Consider the following 16,322-nt stretch of genomic DNA (forward strand, 5'->3'; position numbering starts at 1 on the left):
GTCTTTTCGGTTCCCACACCTGCGGTTGCAGCCCCGCCTGCGCCTCCCCGATCAAGCTGCCGGCCATCAGCTTCCAGACGCGCGGAAGCGCTGCGACAGCGACCAGTTGACCAATTCGCCGGTGACCCGGCCCAGCGCGTCGTCGAAAGCGGCGATCACATCAGTGAAAGATCGACCGTGCACCGGTACCGATGCCTCGAAGGTCTCACCGGCTTCAATGGTCCGGCGCGGCATGGCCACCAGCTTGGCCGACAAGCGCACATGCACCCGGTCGGGGATGGCGGCACCGGGCGTCCCGTATTCAGCCTGGAAGTCACGCAGTTCCGATTTCAACACATAGTCGGAGCGCAGCCCCACCGTGTCGCGCCCGACCGACACGATGCGGCCGCTGTCCTCGAAGCTCTGGACGATCAACCCCTGCACCATGTTCGGTGCCCGATCGGCCCAGGACACGTCGGCAAAATAGTCGAGCGAGGTCGGCGTGCGGGCAAGCGCGATGCGCGGCGTGTCGATCCCCGCTGCTGCCGCCGGCGTCTCCACCAGCAATTGCCAGTCGACCCTGGGACCGGAGGCGACGCTGGCCCGCGGGGTCAGGGTGTACAGATGCGGCGCCGTTGGATTCAGGGTCGAGCAGGCGGCCACCCCCAGCATCAGGGCCGCCCCGAGAATCCCGCGCACGGCATACCCTGCAAATCGCCTCATTTCCCACGCACCTCCACGCCCTGCCGGGTCCCGCCGAAGAGGAAGTTCGACGGGTCGTTCTCAATCCGCGTGACCACCCGCGACAGCTGCCCGGACAGATCGCGCAACTGTGTGATCAGCAGCGTCAATTCATACAGCCCCGTGGCGGTAAAGTCCCGCACCGGCTCGCGATTTTCAGCGACCAGGCTGTTCAGCGTATCAGACGTGCGCTTTAACGAACGCATCAGTTCGCGCGTTTCACCGCCCAACTGCTTGGCCGTGCCATCCACCGTCGCCAGAGTGTCGTGCGCCTGGGCCAGGGTGCGGTCCAGCTGCGGGCCCATCGTCTCGAAGCCATGCAGGGTCCGGCGCGCCTGGGCCATGGTGTCCTCAAGGCCGGCGCTGGCGCGGGCAAGCTCGGCACTGATGGCGCGGGCGTTGGCCAGGATGTCGGCGATGGCCTTCTGGTTGTCGCCGTTCAGCATCTCGCCCAGCTTGGTGATGACCTCCAGCGCACGGTTGACCAGTTGCGGCGCGCTGTCCACCACCGCGGTCAGCGAACTGGGCCGCGATGGGATGGTCAGCACCCCATCGGCATCGGTGACGGTCAGACGCTTGCCCCCTACGTTGCCGCCGGAGATCTGGACATAGGCGCCGCCGGTGATGCCCTGCAATTCCAGTGAGGCGATGGAATCGGACATGATCGGCGTGCCATTCTGTACCATGATCGTCACCCGCACCCGCGTCACGTTGTCGGGGTCGAGCCGGATGTCCGACACGGTTCCGACCGGCACGCCGCGGTAGCGCACCGGGCTGCCCTGCTGCAAGCCGGTGACCGAGCCGGTGAAATAGATGCGGTAGGTCTCGCGCGTTTCGTCCAGCTGGACCTTGGCGATCCAGGCGGTGAAGACCAGCAGGCCGGCGACCAGAGCCAGCACGAAGCTGCCGACCAGGACATAGCTGGCGCGGGTTTCCATGGCGTCCCTCTACCCTTTCGCAAACTGCCGAGCGTCGTTGCGCTCTTTGGCGTCGAGGGCCGCGCGGCCGCGCGGTCCGTGGAAATACTCGTGAATCCAGGGGTGCGGGTCTGCCAGATGCTGGGCCAGGGTGCCCACCCGGATCTTCCTGTCGACCAGTACGGCGATGCGGTCGCAGATGGAGGTCAGGCTGTCCAGGTCGTGAGTGACCATGAAGACGGTCAGCCCCAGGCTGCGCTGCAGGCCCTGGATCAGCGTGTCGAAGGCGGCGGCACCGATGGGGTCGAGACCGGCGGTCGGTTCGTCCAGGAACAGGATGTCGGGGTCGAGCGCCAGGGCGCGGGCCAAACCGGCGCGCTTGATCATGCCGCCCGACAGCTGGGCCGGATGCTTGGTGCCGGCATCGGGCGGCAGCCCAGCCATGGCGATCTTCACCCGCGCCACCTCGGCGATCAACGGCAGGGGCAGGTCGGTGTGCTCCTTCAGCGGCAGCATTACATTTTCAGCCACCGTCATCGAGCTGAACAGCGCGCCGTTCTGGAACAGCACGCCGGTGCGGGCCTGGAGTGCCGTACGCTCTGCCGGGTCCAGCTTGGCGGTGTCGTGGCCCAACAGCTCGATCCGGCCGGCGGCGGGATCGATCAGGCCGAGAATTTCCTTCAGCAACACCGATTTGCCGGTACCGGAACCGCCGACGACGCCCAGAACCTCGCCCCGCCCGACGTCGAGATCGAGGCCGTCATGGACCGTCTGCGGGCCGAAGCGGGTGACCAGTCCGCGCACGCGGATGACGGGAGCGCCAGCCATCACACCCCCAGCATGGAGAAGAGGACGGAGAACACCGCATCGATGACGATCACCAGGAAGATGCCCTCCACCACCGCCTTGGTGGTCATGATGCCGACGCTCTCGGCGCTGCCGGAGACCTTCAGCCCCTCGTAGCAGCCGACCATGGCGATCACCAGCGCAAAGACCGGCGCCTTGATCAGGCCGGCGATCACCGTGTTGATGCCGACGGCGCTGTGAAGCTGGCGGATGAACTGCCCGAAGGTGATGTCCAGCGTGGCATAGGCCATCACCGCGCCGCCGAACAGCCCCATCACGTCGGCATAGAAGGCCAGCAGCGGCAGGGTGATCATCAGCGCCAGCGCCCGCGGCACCACCAGCAGCTCCACCGGGTCGAGGCCCATGGTGCCGATGGCGTCGACCTCCTGGTTCACCTTCATGGTGCCGATCTGCGCAGTGAAAGCGGAGCCGGAACGGCCGGCAACGATGATCGCGGTCATCAGGATGCCGATCTCGCGCAGAACGGAGATGCCGAGCAGGTTCACCACATACAGCTCGGCGCCGAAGCGCTTCAACTGGTCGGCGCCCTGGAATGCCAGCACCACGCCGATCAGGAAGGAGAGCAGCCCCAGGATCGGCAGTGCGTTCAGACCGGTCTGCTCGATGTGGAACAGGACGGAGGTCAGGCGCAAGCGCGACGGGCGCAGGATCAGCCGGACGAAGGTGACGGTGACGAGGCCGAGGAAACCGACGAGGTCGAGGATCTCCTTGACCGCATGCACCGTCGTCTCGCCGGTGCGGACGACCATGTCGAGAATCGGGTGATGCTCGCGTTCGATCGGATGGGGCGGCGCCTTGCCCGCCTCGCACACCGCCTCGTACAGGGAGGCATGCTCCGGCCGCAGCCCGACCACCGTCACGGCATGCCCGTCTGCGCCAAGCCGCTCGGCCAGCCGGTTCAGCAGATAGGCTCCGACGGTGTCGAGCGCCTCCACCCGCGCAAGGTCGAGCCGGACCGCGGCACCGGCGGCCGGCGGCGGCATGTGGTCGATCGCGTCGGACGCGGTGGAAGCGGCATGCAGCGTCCAGTGTCCGGCGGCGGCGATCCGCCATCCGCCCTCGTCCGGACCGGCATCGATCCGGGCCCTGTCCGATGCCTCGTCCTTGGTCAAAGTCGCTGCCACAGGTTCCGCCGCACGCATCCGCACATCCACCGGTACATCCGGCCGGTGCGTCTGGAACGTGGCGGAGCATCGCCGGATGGTCAACCCCATCTGGCTTATCCGGCTCATCCGGGGCTTGGCGGCATCGCCCCGGCGTCCAATCCTGGCTTTGCGGCGGGGTGGTCAGCCGTTAGAGTGCCGAAGGGCGGACCGGGCCATTCACGCCGGCATGCCATTCTTTACGGACAAGACCTCCGATGAACTTCAAAGACCATATCCGCGACATCCCGGATTTCCCGAAGCCCGGCATCCTGTTCTACGATGTCTCGCCATTGCTGGCGAATGGTGCTGCCTGGAAGGCCGCGATCGACGCGCTGGCCGAAGCGGTGCGCCCCCACAAACCGGACCTGCTGGTCGGAATCGAATCGCGCGGCTTCCTGGTCGCCGCCCCGCTGGCGCTGACGCTGGGCATCGGGTTCATCATGGTACGCAAGCACGGCAAGCTGCCGGGCGACAAGATCGCCCATTCCTATGATCTGGAATACGGCACCGACACCATCGAGGTGCAGGCCGATGCGGTGAAGCCCGGCCAGCGCGTGGTGGTGCTGGACGACCTGCTGGCGACCGGCGGCACCATGGCCGCCGCGATCAACCTGCTCCGCCAGGTCGGCGCCGACGTCCGCGCCGCCGCCTTCCTGGTGGAACTGACCTTCCTGAACGGCCGCGACCGGATCGACGTGCCCAGCGTCTCGCTGATGGCGTACGATTCGTAACCCGGTTCAGCGCCGGGCGCGCCAGCCGTCGATGCTGAAGCGCCCGCCACCCGACGCGACCAGCGAGAGGAAGCCGCCGATGATGGCGAGGTTCTTCATGAACTGGATCTGCTGCATCTTCATGGCGTCGGGCGCCGCTTCCCAATAGCGGTGGGCGATCAGTGTCGCGGCGACGGTGAAGGCGGCCACCAACAACGCCGCCAGCCGGGTCCAGGCGCCCAGCACGATGGCGAGCCCGCCGAACGCCTCGACCAGCGCGCCGAGGGGGGCGACGATGGCGGCCATCGGCACGCCCTGGCTCTCCATCCCGGCGATGAAGCCGCCGAGCGCCATCAGCTTGCCGAAACCGCTCTGCACGAAGATGGCGCCCAGCAGGACGCGGGCCGCCAGCAGCAGCGCATCCTGCCCGGCGGTGGCGGCACCGGCGCCGGTGTCGTAGGTGGTGGTGTGATTCATCATTGCTTGTCCCTTTTCCCGGTGTTTGGACAGGGACGGCGGTGGGGGGCCGATTATTCCCCGAGATATCCCATCAAGACGGGAAATCCGCCTCAGGCCGTCCTCCACAGCGAGATGACCATCACGCCGGCCACGGTCAGGGCGGCGCCGGCCAGTTGCAGCCAGCCCATCGGCTCCGCCAGCACCAGATAGCCGAAGACGGCGGCGGCGACCGGGCCGATGGCGCCGCACAGCGCCACCAGATTGGGGCCGACCCGGCGCAAGGCCTCCGCCGTCATCAGCACCGGCAGTACGGTGCAGACCACCGCCATCACCGCCGACAGCCCATAGACCGGCAGCGGCAGATCGAGCGCCGACAGGGGACGCAGCAGCAGGAATTGAAGGATGCAGCACAGGCAGGCCGCCGTCATCGCATAGGCGGTGAAGCGCATGGAGCCGATCCGCTGCACCACCCGGCTGCTGCCGACCAGATAGACCGAATAGAGGAAGGCGCCCATGAAGACCAGCGCCGCCCCGGTCATGAAGTCGGGATGGCCGGTCCCGATCTCCGACCAAACCACCAGGGCGACGCCGGCGTAGGAGACCACCAGCGCCACCACCTCGCGCAGGCCGATCCGCTTGCCCAGGAACAGGGCCGACAACACCACGACGATGGTCGGGTAGAGGAACAGCAGCAACCGCCCCATCCCGGCCGAGACATACCGCAGCCCGAGGAAATCGCAGAAGCTGGCAGCGTAATAGCCGGTGACGCCCAGCGCGACCGTCAGGACGAGGTCGCGTCCGGCGATCGGCGCGCGCGCTCCCGTCCCGGCTCCCTTCTTGATGCCCGGCCACAGCGCCATGCCCAGGAAGAAGGGCAGCGCGAAGACCATGCGGAGCATGATCAGGGTGACCGGATCGACATTGTAGCGGTAGGCCAGCTTGATGATGACCGGCCGGAACGAGAAGGCGACCACCCCCGCCACCGCAAGGCCGAGCCCGACCAGCATCTGGACCGGCGGCAGAAGGCGCTGTGCCGTGACGTCGGGGGCTTCGGAAGACAGGCGGGACTGGGACAAAGCGACACCCTGGGTTGCGCCAGCCATCGTCAGGCAACTGCTCCGGCCGCCACGGCGGTGCCGGACATCGGCTCCAGGCCGGTGAAGGCGATCCGCGCCTGCTGGCCGATGGCGATGGCGTGCACGCCGGTCAGGGCGCCGGTGGAGACCCACTGCCCGGCCTTCAGCGGCCGGCCCAGCCGGGCCGCCATGCCCAGAGCCACGGCGACCGCGGCGGCAATGCCGCCCGGCAGCTTGGCGCTGCTGCCGACGCCGACGCTCTGCCCGTCGATCAGCACTTCCGCCCTGAGTGCGTCGGCGCCCTCGACGCCGCCCGCGATCTCCTCGCCGAGGATCAGGCCGGTGTTGTTGCCGAAGACCGCGGTGGAGGCGGTCGGCCCAAGGGTATTGACCGGGGCGAGCGGGCCGCCGGCCACCTCGATGACGGCATGGACGGCGGCGATGAAGGCGGCGGCCTCCGCCGGGCTGTAGTCCAGCTTGTCGGCGGGGGCGTCGGCGGCGATGCGCACGGCGAACTCCGCCTCCACCGCGCCGAAGCCGCCGGGAATGACCGGAAAGCTCAAGGGGCCGCCGTCGGCGGTCTTCACCGTGCCGGCGAAGATCGGACCGATGTAGCGCATGGCGCCCAGCGTCTCCTCCAGCGCCGGCGGCACCCGCGCCACCTTCCAGCCGGCGACCGCGTCGGGCCATGCGGCGGTCGCCGTCGCCTGGATGGCGTAGGCGGTGGCGAGGTCGGCCGGCAGCGGGCCGGGGAAATCGGCAAGGCCGGTCGCGCTGCGGCGGGCGGCGACGAAGCGGGCCGCAGCCTCGGCGATCACCGGGTCGGCCAGGGTCGGGGCGCTCAGTCCGATGGGATGCGTGACGGTCATGGGAAACTTCTCCGCTGAAGGACGCCGCGACTGTAACGGTCCCGGCCGGTCCGGGAAAGTGCGCTGCAACAGACCAACAACAGACATGCCAACAGGGCCGCTTCCCGAAAGGCGGGGTGGACGGACCATCCGCTTGCGGCAACACTGGCGGGGTCCTTGCCGCGGGAGAGGCCATGCGTTCCGACATCGATGCCGCAACCACACAGCTTTTCCGCCGGATCGAGGCGCGGCGCGACGATCTGGTCGCGCTGACGCAGGATCTGATCCGCATCCCCACCGTCAACCCGCCCGGCGACGTCTACACCGACTGCGCCGAGCTGATCGGCCGGCGGCTGGCGGCGCGCGGCTTCGCCGTGGAGTATGTGCGGGCGGAGGGGGCGGCCGGCGACAGCGACCGCTATCCGCGCACCAACGTCGTCGCCCGCATCGAGGCGCCCCGGCCGGGCGCTTGCGTCCATTTCAACGGCCATATCGACGTGGTGCCCGCCGGCCAGGGCTGGACCGTCGATCCCTTCGGCGGGGAGGTGAAGGACGGCCGGGTCTATGGCCGCGGCGCCTGTGACATGAAGGGCGGCATCGCCGCCTCGATCATCGCCGTGGAATCGCTGCTGGAGGAAGGGCTGCTGACGGCCGGCGCCCTGGAGATCTCCGGCACGGTGGACGAGGAGTCCGGCGGCTATGGCGGGGTCGGGCATCTGGCAAAGCTCGGCTATTTCTCCCGGCCCAGGGTCGATCACGTCATCATCCCGGAGCCGCTGAACGTCGACCGCGTCTGCATCGGCCACCGCGGCGTCTGGTGGGCGGAGATCGAGACCAGGGGCCGCGTCGCCCACGGCTCGATGCCCTTCCTCGGCAATTGCGCGGTGCGCCATATGGGCGCCGTGCTGCACCGGATCGAGACCGAGCTGATCCCCCGCCTCGCCGCCAAGCGCACCGACATGCCGGTGGTGCCGGAGGGCGCGCGGCAATCCACCATCAACATCAACGCCATCCATGGCGGCCAGCGCGAGGACCATGACGGGCTGCCCAGCCCGATGGTGCCCGACCGCTGCCGCATGGTGATCGACCGCCGCTATCTGATCGAGGAGGACCCCGAGGCGGTCCGCGGCGAGATCGTCGCCATCCTGGAGGATCTGCGCCGCAGCCGCCCCGGCTTCGATTACGAGCTGCGCGAGGTGCTGGCCTTTCTGCCGACGATGACCGACGCCGACGCCCCGGTGGTGCGGGCGGTGGCCGCCGCCATCGAGACGGTGCTGGGCCGCCCGGCGCAGCATGTGGTGTCCCCCGGCACCTATGACCAGAAGCATGTGGTGCGCGTCGGCCAGTTGAAGGACTGCATCGCCTACGGCCCCGGCATCCTCGACCTCGCCCACCAGCCCGACGAATGGGTCGGCATCGACGACATGGTCCAGTCGGCGCAGGTGATGGCGCTGGCGACGATGGGGCTGCTGGGGGGTGATGACGGGGTGCGGTTCTGACGGCGCCCGCCCCGCGGTCAGGGTGGCGGCATCGGGGCTCGACCGTGTGGCGGAGCGGCGGATGGAACGGCGTGGAACAGTTTTCGGCGCATGTTCCTCTACCGCCGGCCGGTGAAGGCACCGGCGGCGCGGCGGGGAACCGGGCCGGGGAGGAGGTTGGGGTATTCCTCATACTGGTTGAGGGTATAGGGGAAGACGCCCTTCGGTCCCTCCGCCTCCGGTTGGGCCAGGACGGCGGCGACCATCGCCGGGCTGGGCGGGTGGCGTTCGCGCAGGGCGCCGGGGATGGCGTCGTCATCCAGTTCGGGGACGGTGACGGCGGGCGGGTCTTCCGGTTTCGGGGCCGGCTTCGGAGCCGGTTTCGGGGTCGGCTTCGGGGCGGGTCTGGTGGTCGGCTGATCGTCGGGCTGTGGATCGGGTTGGGAGGTCCGCTTGGCGGTGGGCAGGTCGAGGGCGGCGAACAGGCCGAGCCGTTCGGCCAGCCAGCGCACGGTGGCGGGATCGCCGGCGGACACCAGCCGCTCGATCTGCTCGGCCACCAGGATGCGCAGCGAGGAGAGGCGCAGTTCGGCCTCGCGGTTCAACGCCTGTCGCTCCCACCACACCCTGTGACGGAAATCCTTGGAGCCGTAATAGGCCCGCCACAGCGTGGTACGGCTGCACCCCATGGCGCGCGAGACCTGAAGGAAGCTGTTGCCGCGCGCCAGCATGCCGGCGGCCATGATCCACTGCTCCTCATGGAACTGTGAACCGGGGACCAGCGAGCCTTCGGAGGGAGTCGGCGGCTCTTCGGCCCAGCGGGGGAACTGGTCGTTGGTGAAGCTGCGGGGATCGAGGGGCATGGCGGAACTCCACAAGTGCGGGGGCTTGTGGGGGAGGTTACAGGAAAATTTTCCTTATAGGCGAGGTTTTGCCAAATCGCGGATGGGGTCGTCTGTTGGGGGGCGGTCCGATTGTAAAGTCACTACGATGCCAAAGGAACACTTTGACAGATACTCAACGTCTAACTTACGCCATGAGCAGAAATTTAACTGTATGCGACAAGGTGGCGCTGGAATACCGACAAGAATTTCATGGTTCGCTCTTAGAACACACCTGCTTGAGGTTCTTAAATCAGATCTATTCTATGCATCGACACGCTATGGGAATGCAACCTCCTTTCCTGCTTCATAAACTCCATGGCCATTCCCCCACGATAGATACAACCAAACGCATTTTAAGCTGGACTAATGCTCCACTCAAAGATCAAATGCTCAAGCTATTTCTAACTCAAAGAGGTTTAGGTGGCACGGCGCACAAACGATCAGATCTTTTTGGATCGACTGACCTATATGGCGGGTGATCCGCCGGTCAAGGTTTCGAGTAAGGCGTTGAAAGACGCATTGGCTTGGGCTGACGATCGTTACGATAAAACTCGTCGTCAACTAATTGATGCAGGCGTTATCAAAGGGGTTGTAGGCGGCGTAGGAGGATCGCTTGAGCTTATGGGCGGCACTAAAGAACTAGTGGATGAATCACCTGAGACATCCCTGACTAAACCGGTCAACGCATTTATCTCGTACAGTCACGCCGACTCCAAGATAAAGACCGAATTGCTCAATCACATGGCACCACTCAAGCGCCTTGGTCTTATCAATGATTGGCATGATCAGGAAATAAAACCCGGCAACGAATGGGAGAGCACAATAATTTCTAAGCTTGCGAGGTCTGAGCTTGTTATTCTACTAATTTCATCTGATTTCATTGCCTCCGATTATTGCTATACCAATGAACTTAAAAGGGCACTCGAACGACATGCCGCTAAGAAGGCAACAGTCATCCCCGTAATTCTACGCCATTGTCTCTGGACTGAATTGCCATTCGGCAAGCTGCAGGCATTACCCACTGATGCCAAGCCAGTCACGTCCTGGGAAAATCAGGACGAGGCTCTAATGAAGGTGGCGCAAGGAGTCCGCGAGGCGGCACAGGCTATGCGACGATGATCTGCCTCGCCAGGGTTCATATGGGCAACAGCCGGCACTTGAGGTGACGCGCACGGTCGCCAGGAAGTTGGGAGGGTACAGCCCGGCGCTCCGCCGGCCGCAAGTCGATACGCTCAACGGCTCCAAGCAGGCCAACATGACGGAGCTGCGGTTCAGATCGAATGGCGGTGTGTGGCGGGTTGCCTTTGCCTTCGACCCGAAGCGCAACGCCGTCATGCTGGTTGCCGGCGACAAGAGCGGTGTGTCGGAGAAGCGCTTCCATGCCTCGCTGATCGCCTCCGCCGATGTCCGCTATGACGTACGCGGAGGTCGGGGAGCAACGGAATATGAAACCGACATAAGAAATGGTCGGCTGCACGGAAAACCCCGCTGAAGCCGATTTCGTACAGACAACCATTCCGACAAGATTTACTGCTTATGAACCCAGGGTGTTGAAACGGGACGTGAGGCGGCTCGCAACGCCTGTCGGAAAACACATGTTTTCCAATGTTTGCGCCAGCAAGTCTGGCACTGAATCGAATTTACTGTTCTGTTGCTGCACGGCCCGCTTACTCGCCTTCGTCGATCTTCATGCGCACCCCGATTCTCTCAAGCGCTTCGCCAATATAAGCTCGGTTGGCGTCCGACGAGACGATGATGCGGACGATTATTCCGGCATCGATCGCTTTCTTGAACTCCAATTGAAGGGGCAAGCCGGCCGGGAACACAAGAGGAACTCCAGGGTTGCATTCAAACTTACCAACACCTATCGCAGAAAGGGATATCCTCAATTCCTTCTCGTCTTTGTACCTCTTATCCTTCAGAAACAAATAGGATTCTGGATTAGGGAGGACAGTTTCGTTATTCCGGTGCGATTCCCTGTCCACGTACTCCACGATCCCATAGTTTATCGAGAAAATCTGCTTGCACCGGATTTCCCCAAGCATGAGCGTCCCGCTATTGATTGAGCTTTCAACCACTCCATTGAGGTATTTTCTCAACTTGCCGAAATTGAATTCGATGCATATCTTCCCGTTCGCGTCGCCGTTTCCGTAATTCTGCCAAATATATGGGGTATACTCGAGCGAGAAGCAACACGCGTAGGATCGGCTTCGGGATTCATCATAGTATCTCGCTGCCGAATATTCAGGTGATTTCTCGAAACGCGGCCCTTCGTTAAACGGCCTATCAAGCGGCAATTGTTCTCCGTCGCTCTTGTCATCTCCGTACGTGTCCGCTCGTTGGAAGTGGAGATAATTCCCGCTTATCGAGCGAACGAAATTTTGAGCGCTCATGATTTTATAGAGCAACTGGCTTTCGGGAGGCTGCCGCAGGGCATGAGCGTGGGGCTCGACGGCTCCCATGGGGAAAGGGTACTCCGTCCCGACGATCTCCATGGCCGTCCCCTGCGTTAATCGTGCCGTCGCATATCCTCTCGCACGGCCTCGATCCGGGCAAGAGCGCGCTTATGGCCTCCCGTTCAGCTTCGGGCATCCCCGCACGAAAGAGGAGCGTCTGCACGTCCCACCATGCCTCGCCGAGCTCGCGATGCTATTCTTGGGCCATCCTTTGATGGCTCCCGGCCCCTGTCGGGAAACACAGGTTTTCCAATGCCCAAGGCCCTTATGTCAGTTTTCTGCACCGTTGCTCCCTACCCCTACATCTCTCCGATCTGAAAGGAGCCGAACCATGACGGCGACGATTCCGTTCGACCAAATCCTCTCCGGGATGACCGACAGCGAACGCGCCGCAGTGGAGGCGCGGGCTTCCGAGATGCTGGCCGAGATCGACGGGCTTGCGGAGTTGCGCCGGCTTGCGGAACTGACCCAGGGGCAGGTGGCCGAAGCCCTGAATGTGAAGCAGCCGACCATCCACCAGATCGAGAAGCGGACCGACCTGTATCTGTCCACCCTGCGCCGCTTCGTCGAGGCGGCGGGAGGGGAGTTGGAACTGCGGATCTCCCTTCCGGGGAAGGGAGCGTTCAAGCTGACGGGGGTTGGGGAACTGACCTCCGGTTCCCGATGACGGCCATGGCTCCGCCCATCCCTCCACCGACAGCGGCTGCGGCTGCGGAGCCGTCATCCTCTCCGGCAGCGATATCGATTCCGGGACGGGCCAACGGCACAGCCTCAGCGGTAAGCCGGGGCAACGAAATCAGGTTAACGGTCTCGGCGATAGGCCCTCTCTTCCTTGGGGAGAGGGAGGGGACCCATGCCGGAGGCGTAGAGAGGGTGAGGGGGCCGGCGCGCTTTGCGCGCCGCCAAGGGGCATACTGCCCCTTGGCAATCCCCTGGCGCGGTCATTCTGCCCGCGCTGCCCCCTCACCCAACCCTCTCCCCAGGGGGGAGAGGGCTTATAAGCGCCTGTCTTAACCTGACGTCGTTGCCCTGCGACCGCCAAGCCTGCGCCTTGACAGGTGACCATTCAGTCACCTATTATCACCGCCATGGACGACATCTTCGCTGCGCTGGCCCACCCGGCCCGCCGCCGGCTGCTCGACCTGCTGTTCGAGCGGGACGGGCGGACGCTGGGCGACCTGGAGCGGCAGCTGCCGCAGGACATGCGGATGACGCGCTTCGGCGTGATGAAGCATCTGCGCGTGCTGGAGGACGCCCATCTCGTCACCACCCGCAAGGTGGGGCGGGAGAAGCACCATTACCTGAATCCGGCCCCGCTCCAGCTGGTGGCCGACCGCTGGATTTCGCGCTACGCCGCGCCGTTCGTCCGGGCGATGAGCGATCTGAAGACGCAGCTTGAGGAAAGGACCATGCCGATGACGCCATCCGCCTCACACCCATCCGCCCCGCGCCATGTCTATGAGCTGTATATCCGCGCCACAGCGCAGGCGGTGTGGGACATCATCACCGACGACGCCAAGACGCCGCTCTACCAGCATTTCAACATGACCTCCCGCACCGACTGGCGGGTCGGCGGCAGCATCGAGTTCCTGATGGGCGACCGCGCGGTGATCGCCGGGGAGATCCTGGCGCTGGAACCGCCGCAGCGCCTGACCATGAGCTTCCACGCCCGCTGGTCGCCCGAGGTGGCGGCGGATCAGCCGTCGCGCGTCACCTGGGAGATCACCCCGGTCGGCACCGATGCCTGCAAGCTAACCCTGGTCCATGACGGGTTCGACGGCGAAACCGCCACGTCCAAGGCTGTCGTCTCCGGCTGGCCGGAAACCCTGTCGCGCCTGAAGACGCTGGCGGAGACCGGCATTCCGTTCGCCATGGAACCGGCCTACGCCCCGGCCGGCTGAATGGGCGGGCTGAGGCGGACCGCTACTCCGCCGACACCGGCTGAACAGGGGGCTGAACAGGGGGCTGCACGGGGAACTGCACAACCGTCAGCTTCTCCAGCAGCCGCTCGACCTCCTCGGCGGGGATGGGGCGGCTGAACAGGAAGCCCTGGTAGCTTTCGCAGGAGAGATCGCGCAGCAGCTGCAACTGCTCCTGCGTCTCCACCCCCTCGGCGATCACCGACAGGCCCAGGCTGCGGCCCAGCCCGACGATGGCGCGCGGGACGGAGGCGTCGCTGGCGCCGGTCGACAGATCGTGGATGAAGGAGCGGTCGATCTTCAGCTTGTCGATCGGCAGCCGATGCAGGTAGCTGAGGCTGGAATAGCCGGTGCCGAAATCGTCCAGCGCGATCAGCACGCCGCGCTCCTTCAGGGCCGTCAGGGTCGCCGCCGCGGACTCGATATCGTCGATCAGGGTGCTTTCCGTCACCTCGATCTCCAGCTCCGGCCCGCTCAGGCCGTTGGCGTCGAGTGCGCGGGCGACCTTGGCCGGCAGCTGCCCGTCGCGGAACTGGGCGCCGGAGACGTTGACCGCCACCGGGATCGACAGGTCGAAACGGGCGCGCCAGCGCCGGATCTGGGCGCAGGCCTCGAACAGCACCCAGTCGCCCATCGCCAGCACCAGCCCGGTCTCCTCCGCCACCGGCAGGAAACGGCCGGGCAGGATGAGACCCTCGTCGGGATGGCGCCAGCGGACCAGCGCCTCCAGCCCGACGATGCGGCCGGTCAGGGTGTCGACCTGCGGCTGATAGACCAGGAACAGCTCGCCCTCGCGGATCGCCTGGCGCAGGCTGCCCTCCAGATCCATGCGCTCGCGCGACTTGGCGCCCATCTCCTTGGTGACGAAGCGGAAGCCGTTCCGCCCCTGCTCCTTGGCATGGTACATGGCGATGTCGGCGCAGCGGATCAGCCCTTCGGGATCCTCCGCGTCGTCGGGGTACAGGCTGATGCCGATGCTGGGCGTCACCACGAAATTCTGGCCGCCGACGGCGAAGGGGCTGGCCAGATGCGCCACCACCTTTTCCGCCACGCGGGCGGCGTCGAGCGGCTCCGCCACCCGGCGGACGACGATCAGGAACTCGTCGCCGCCCAGCCGGCCGACCGTGTCGCATTCCCGCAGGCCCGCCTGGAGCCGGCGCGCCACCGACCGCAGCACCTCGTCGCCGAAGCTGTGGCCCAGGCTGTCGTTGATGACCTTGAAGCGGTCGAGGTCGATGAACAGCACCGCCACCCTGGTGCCGTCGCGCCGCCCCTCGCGCAGCGCCTGGGCGATGCGGTCGTACAGCAGGACGCGGTTGGGCAGGCCGGTCAGCGCGTCGAAATGGGCGAGATACTGGATGTGCTGCTCGGCCCGGCGCTTCTCGCCGATGTCCTCGGCGAAGGTCAGGATGAACTTCAGCACCCCCTCGGCGGTGACCGGCTGGAAATGCAGGCTGAAATGGCTGCGCCGGCCGCCCAGCAGCAGGGGCTGGTCGGATTCGAGCTTGCCGCTCTCGCCATGCAGCGCCGCCTCCAGCGCGAAGACGGAGGACTGGTCGCCGAAGCGCAGCCGCAGGTCGGCGCCCAGCAGATCCTGCCGCGGCAGGCCGGCGGCGGCGGCGAAGGCCGGGTTGCAGTCCATCACCAGCCCGTCGGTGCCGACCAGCGCGATGCCCAGCGGCGCCTGGGTGAACAGCTGCCGCCGTTCCGCCTCCTGCAGGCGGAGCGAGGCGGTCATCTCGCCAGCCAGCTCCACCGCGCGGGAATGGGTCGCCAGCACCATGCGCAGGACCAGCGACAGCGCGATGCTGAGCGCGAGGCCGCCGGCCAGCAGGGCGCCGGGCACCCAGTCCTGCGCGGTGACCAGCCCGTCGGGCAGGCTGTCGTAGCGGACGGTCCAGATGCGCCCGCCGACCGGCAGTTCACGGATCAGGCTGAGGGCGGGCGCGGCGTCCAGCGGGCGGGGACTGCGGTACAGCGGAAATCCGGCCTCCGCCGGCGGCACATCGTAGAGCTCGATGCCGATGTCGGCCCGGGCATCGGGGCGGGCATCGGGGCGGGCGTCGATTTGGGTGGCGGTCCGGGTGGCGGCCCGCTGGCCGTCGATCAGCCCGTCCACCAGCGGGCCGATCCTGACCGGGGTCAGCACCACGCCGGTGAAGGACGCCCGCCGCGCCTCCAGCGACGGCGGCAGGGGATCGCCGCGGTAGGTCGCCTGAAAGAGGATGAAGGCGGGCCTGGCCCCCGCCGCCTCGTCGATCTTCAGGGTGATGGCGCGGGTGGCGGCCGGCTCGCCGCTGTCGCGCGCGCGCTCGACGGTCGACCGCCGGGCCGCCTCCGACATCAGGTCGAAACCGATGGCCCGCACATTCGCCTCGTTGACCGGGGCGTTGAAGATGTTGACCACACGCTCCGCCCCGGCCGTCTCCGGCCAGATGCGAAAGGTCGACAGGCCGGCCGCCCGCATCGACGACACCAGATCGCCGGCCCGGTCGGCCGCGACGGCGCGGGCATAGGCGATGGAGATGATGCCGGGATAGCGCTGCGGCATGTCCAGCGCCTCGACGAAGCGGTTCCACGCCGTCCAGTGCAGGTCGGGAAAGGTCATCACCAGCGAGGCGGCGCTGCGCGCCACCTGCTCGTACACGCGGATGCGGTCGGCCAGCTGGCCGTGGATTTCCTCGACCCGCGTGGAAAACCGGTGCGCCTCCTCGCGATTCAGCAGGCGCTCCGACTGGAGCATGGCCAGCGCTGACAGGCCGGCACCGACGATCAGGGCCAGGAGGGGAACGGACACCGGCGGATTGAGAAGGCGGAAGAGGCGGCGAATTGCTGAGTCCGGG

16 protein-coding genes are annotated in these 16,322 nt (G+C 66.2%); 6 read left to right on the forward strand and 10 right to left on the reverse strand.

From position 1 onward, the window contains the following. Positions 1-66: 66 nt before the first annotated feature. From E6C72_RS29905 to E6C72_RS29920, 4 genes are read right to left on the reverse strand one after another with little or no spacing between them, the layout of a single operon-like run. Positions 67-678, reverse strand: a complete 612-nt coding sequence (locus E6C72_RS29905) for an ABC-type transport auxiliary lipoprotein family protein (RefSeq protein WP_247876063.1) — start codon at positions 676-678, stop codon at positions 67-69. A gap of 20 nt (positions 679-698) precedes the next feature. After that, positions 699-1,658 (reverse strand): MlaD family protein, encoded by a 960-nt coding sequence (locus tag E6C72_RS29910; RefSeq protein ID WP_109444055.1) that lies wholly within the window; start codon positions 1,656-1,658, stop codon positions 699-701. Positions 1,659-1,667: 9 nt separating this feature from the next. Then, a complete protein-coding gene (locus E6C72_RS29915) occupies positions 1,668-2,465 on the reverse strand; it encodes an ABC transporter ATP-binding protein (protein ID WP_109444056.1) in 798 nt (265 codons plus the stop codon). After that, positions 2,465-3,718, reverse strand: a complete 1,254-nt coding sequence (locus E6C72_RS29920; protein ID WP_247876064.1) for an MlaE family lipid ABC transporter permease subunit — start codon at positions 3,716-3,718, stop codon at positions 2,465-2,467. The genes E6C72_RS29915 and E6C72_RS29920 overlap by 1 nt, the downstream gene beginning before the upstream one ends. Before the next feature lie 146 nt (positions 3,719-3,864). Here E6C72_RS29920 and E6C72_RS29925 point away from each other — a divergent pair, with 146 nt between their 5' ends. Then, positions 3,865-4,380: an adenine phosphoribosyltransferase gene (locus E6C72_RS29925; RefSeq protein WP_109444057.1), complete on the forward strand. Its 516-nt coding sequence runs from the start codon at positions 3,865-3,867 to the stop codon at positions 4,378-4,380. Between the two features lie 6 nt (positions 4,381-4,386). Here the strand turns inward: E6C72_RS29925 and E6C72_RS29930 are convergent, their stop codons facing one another. The 3 genes from E6C72_RS29930 to E6C72_RS29940 all read right to left on the reverse strand — a co-directional run bounded on the left by E6C72_RS29930 (position 4,387) and on the right by E6C72_RS29940 (position 6,763). After that, positions 4,387-4,839, reverse strand: coding sequence for a DoxX family protein (locus E6C72_RS29930; RefSeq protein WP_109444058.1), 453 nt, complete (start codon positions 4,837-4,839; stop codon positions 4,387-4,389). An 89-nt stretch (positions 4,840-4,928) separates the two neighbouring features. Further along, positions 4,929-5,921 (reverse strand): DMT family transporter, encoded by a 993-nt coding sequence (locus tag E6C72_RS29935; RefSeq protein WP_247876065.1) that lies wholly within the window; start codon positions 5,919-5,921, stop codon positions 4,929-4,931. A 2-nt stretch (positions 5,922-5,923) separates the two neighbouring features. Beyond that, positions 5,924-6,763 carry a 2-keto-4-pentenoate hydratase gene (locus E6C72_RS29940; protein ID WP_109444059.1) on the reverse strand — a complete coding sequence of 280 codons (840 nt, stop codon included), beginning with the start codon at positions 6,761-6,763 and terminating at the stop codon, positions 5,924-5,926. Positions 6,764-6,936: 173 nt separating this feature from the next. Between E6C72_RS29940 and E6C72_RS29945 the strand changes: the two genes are divergently transcribed. Then, positions 6,937-8,241, forward strand: a complete 1,305-nt coding sequence (locus tag E6C72_RS29945) for an acetylornithine deacetylase/succinyl-diaminopimelate desuccinylase family protein (protein ID WP_109444060.1) — start codon at positions 6,937-6,939, stop codon at positions 8,239-8,241. A 98-nt stretch (positions 8,242-8,339) separates the two neighbouring features. On the opposite strand, the gene E6C72_RS29950 is transcribed toward E6C72_RS29945, so the two are convergent. Beyond that, on the reverse strand, positions 8,340-9,083 hold the full coding sequence (locus E6C72_RS29950; RefSeq protein ID WP_136700872.1) for a hypothetical protein: 744 nt from the start codon (positions 9,081-9,083) through the stop codon (positions 8,340-8,342). Between the two features lie 441 nt (positions 9,084-9,524). On the opposite strand from E6C72_RS29950, the gene E6C72_RS29955 reads away from it, so the two are divergent. Next, positions 9,525-10,223, forward strand: coding sequence for a toll/interleukin-1 receptor domain-containing protein (locus tag E6C72_RS29955; protein ID WP_136700873.1), 699 nt, complete (start codon positions 9,525-9,527; stop codon positions 10,221-10,223). A 43-nt stretch (positions 10,224-10,266) separates the two neighbouring features. Continuing rightward, positions 10,267-10,596 carry a type II toxin-antitoxin system RelE/ParE family toxin gene (locus E6C72_RS29960; RefSeq protein ID WP_247876128.1) on the forward strand — a complete coding sequence of 110 codons (330 nt, stop codon included), beginning with the start codon at positions 10,267-10,269 and terminating at the stop codon, positions 10,594-10,596. 175 nt (positions 10,597-10,771) lie between these two features. Here E6C72_RS29960 and E6C72_RS32060 read toward each other — a convergent pair whose 3' ends face one another. Continuing rightward, on the reverse strand, positions 10,772-11,599 hold the full coding sequence (locus tag E6C72_RS32060; RefSeq protein ID WP_199228999.1) for a DUF2971 domain-containing protein: 828 nt from the start codon (positions 11,597-11,599) through the stop codon (positions 10,772-10,774). Positions 11,600-11,891: 292 nt separating this feature from the next. On the opposite strand from E6C72_RS32060, the gene E6C72_RS29970 reads away from it, so the two are divergent. Both E6C72_RS29970 and E6C72_RS29975 read left to right on the forward strand, forming a co-directional pair. Then, positions 11,892-12,227 (forward strand): XRE family transcriptional regulator, encoded by a 336-nt coding sequence (locus E6C72_RS29970; RefSeq protein ID WP_109865113.1) that lies wholly within the window; start codon positions 11,892-11,894, stop codon positions 12,225-12,227. Positions 12,228-12,648: 421 nt separating this feature from the next. Next, the gene (locus E6C72_RS29975) at positions 12,649-13,461 is read left to right on the forward strand and encodes an SRPBCC domain-containing protein (RefSeq protein WP_109865112.1); all 813 of its coding nucleotides are present in this window, start codon (positions 12,649-12,651) and stop codon (positions 13,459-13,461) included. A gap of 22 nt (positions 13,462-13,483) precedes the next feature. Here E6C72_RS29975 and E6C72_RS29980 read toward each other — a convergent pair whose 3' ends face one another. Next, positions 13,484-16,276, reverse strand: a complete 2,793-nt coding sequence (locus tag E6C72_RS29980) for an EAL domain-containing protein (protein WP_247876127.1) — start codon at positions 16,274-16,276, stop codon at positions 13,484-13,486. Positions 16,277-16,322 lie beyond the last annotated feature (46 nt).

The organism is Azospirillum sp. TSH100, from assembly GCF_004923295.1.
Taxonomy (GTDB): Bacteria; Pseudomonadota; Alphaproteobacteria; order Azospirillales; family Azospirillaceae; genus Azospirillum.

Excerpts from the sequence above, each read along its gene's own strand:
- E6C72_RS29910 (WP_109444055.1), bottom strand. The coding sequence starts at position 1,658 with ATGGAAACCCGCGCCAGCTATGTCCTGGTCGGCAGCTTCGTGCTGGCT.
- E6C72_RS29915 (WP_109444056.1), bottom strand. The coding sequence starts at position 2,465 with ATGGCTGGCGCTCCCGTCATCCGCGTGCGCGGACTGGTCACCCGCTTC.
- E6C72_RS29920 (WP_247876064.1), bottom strand. The coding sequence starts at position 3,718 with ATGGGGTTGACCATCCGGCGATGCTCCGCCACGTTCCAGACGCACCGG.
- E6C72_RS29925 (WP_109444057.1), top strand. The coding sequence starts at position 3,865 with ATGAACTTCAAAGACCATATCCGCGACATCCCGGATTTCCCGAAGCCC.
- E6C72_RS29930 (WP_109444058.1), bottom strand. The coding sequence starts at position 4,839 with ATGATGAATCACACCACCACCTACGACACCGGCGCCGGTGCCGCCACC.
- E6C72_RS29935 (WP_247876065.1), bottom strand. The coding sequence starts at position 5,921 with ATGGCTGGCGCAACCCAGGGTGTCGCTTTGTCCCAGTCCCGCCTGTCT.
- E6C72_RS29940 (WP_109444059.1), bottom strand. The coding sequence starts at position 6,763 with ATGACCGTCACGCATCCCATCGGACTGAGCGCCCCGACCCTGGCCGAC.
- E6C72_RS29945 (WP_109444060.1), top strand. The coding sequence starts at position 6,937 with ATGCGTTCCGACATCGATGCCGCAACCACACAGCTTTTCCGCCGGATC.
- E6C72_RS29950 (WP_136700872.1), bottom strand. The coding sequence starts at position 9,083 with ATGCCCCTCGATCCCCGCAGCTTCACCAACGACCAGTTCCCCCGCTGG.
- E6C72_RS32060 (WP_199228999.1), bottom strand. The coding sequence starts at position 11,599 with ATGGAGATCGTCGGGACGGAGTACCCTTTCCCCATGGGAGCCGTCGAG.
- E6C72_RS29970 (WP_109865113.1), top strand. The coding sequence starts at position 11,892 with ATGACGGCGACGATTCCGTTCGACCAAATCCTCTCCGGGATGACCGAC.
- E6C72_RS29975 (WP_109865112.1), top strand. The coding sequence starts at position 12,649 with ATGGACGACATCTTCGCTGCGCTGGCCCACCCGGCCCGCCGCCGGCTG.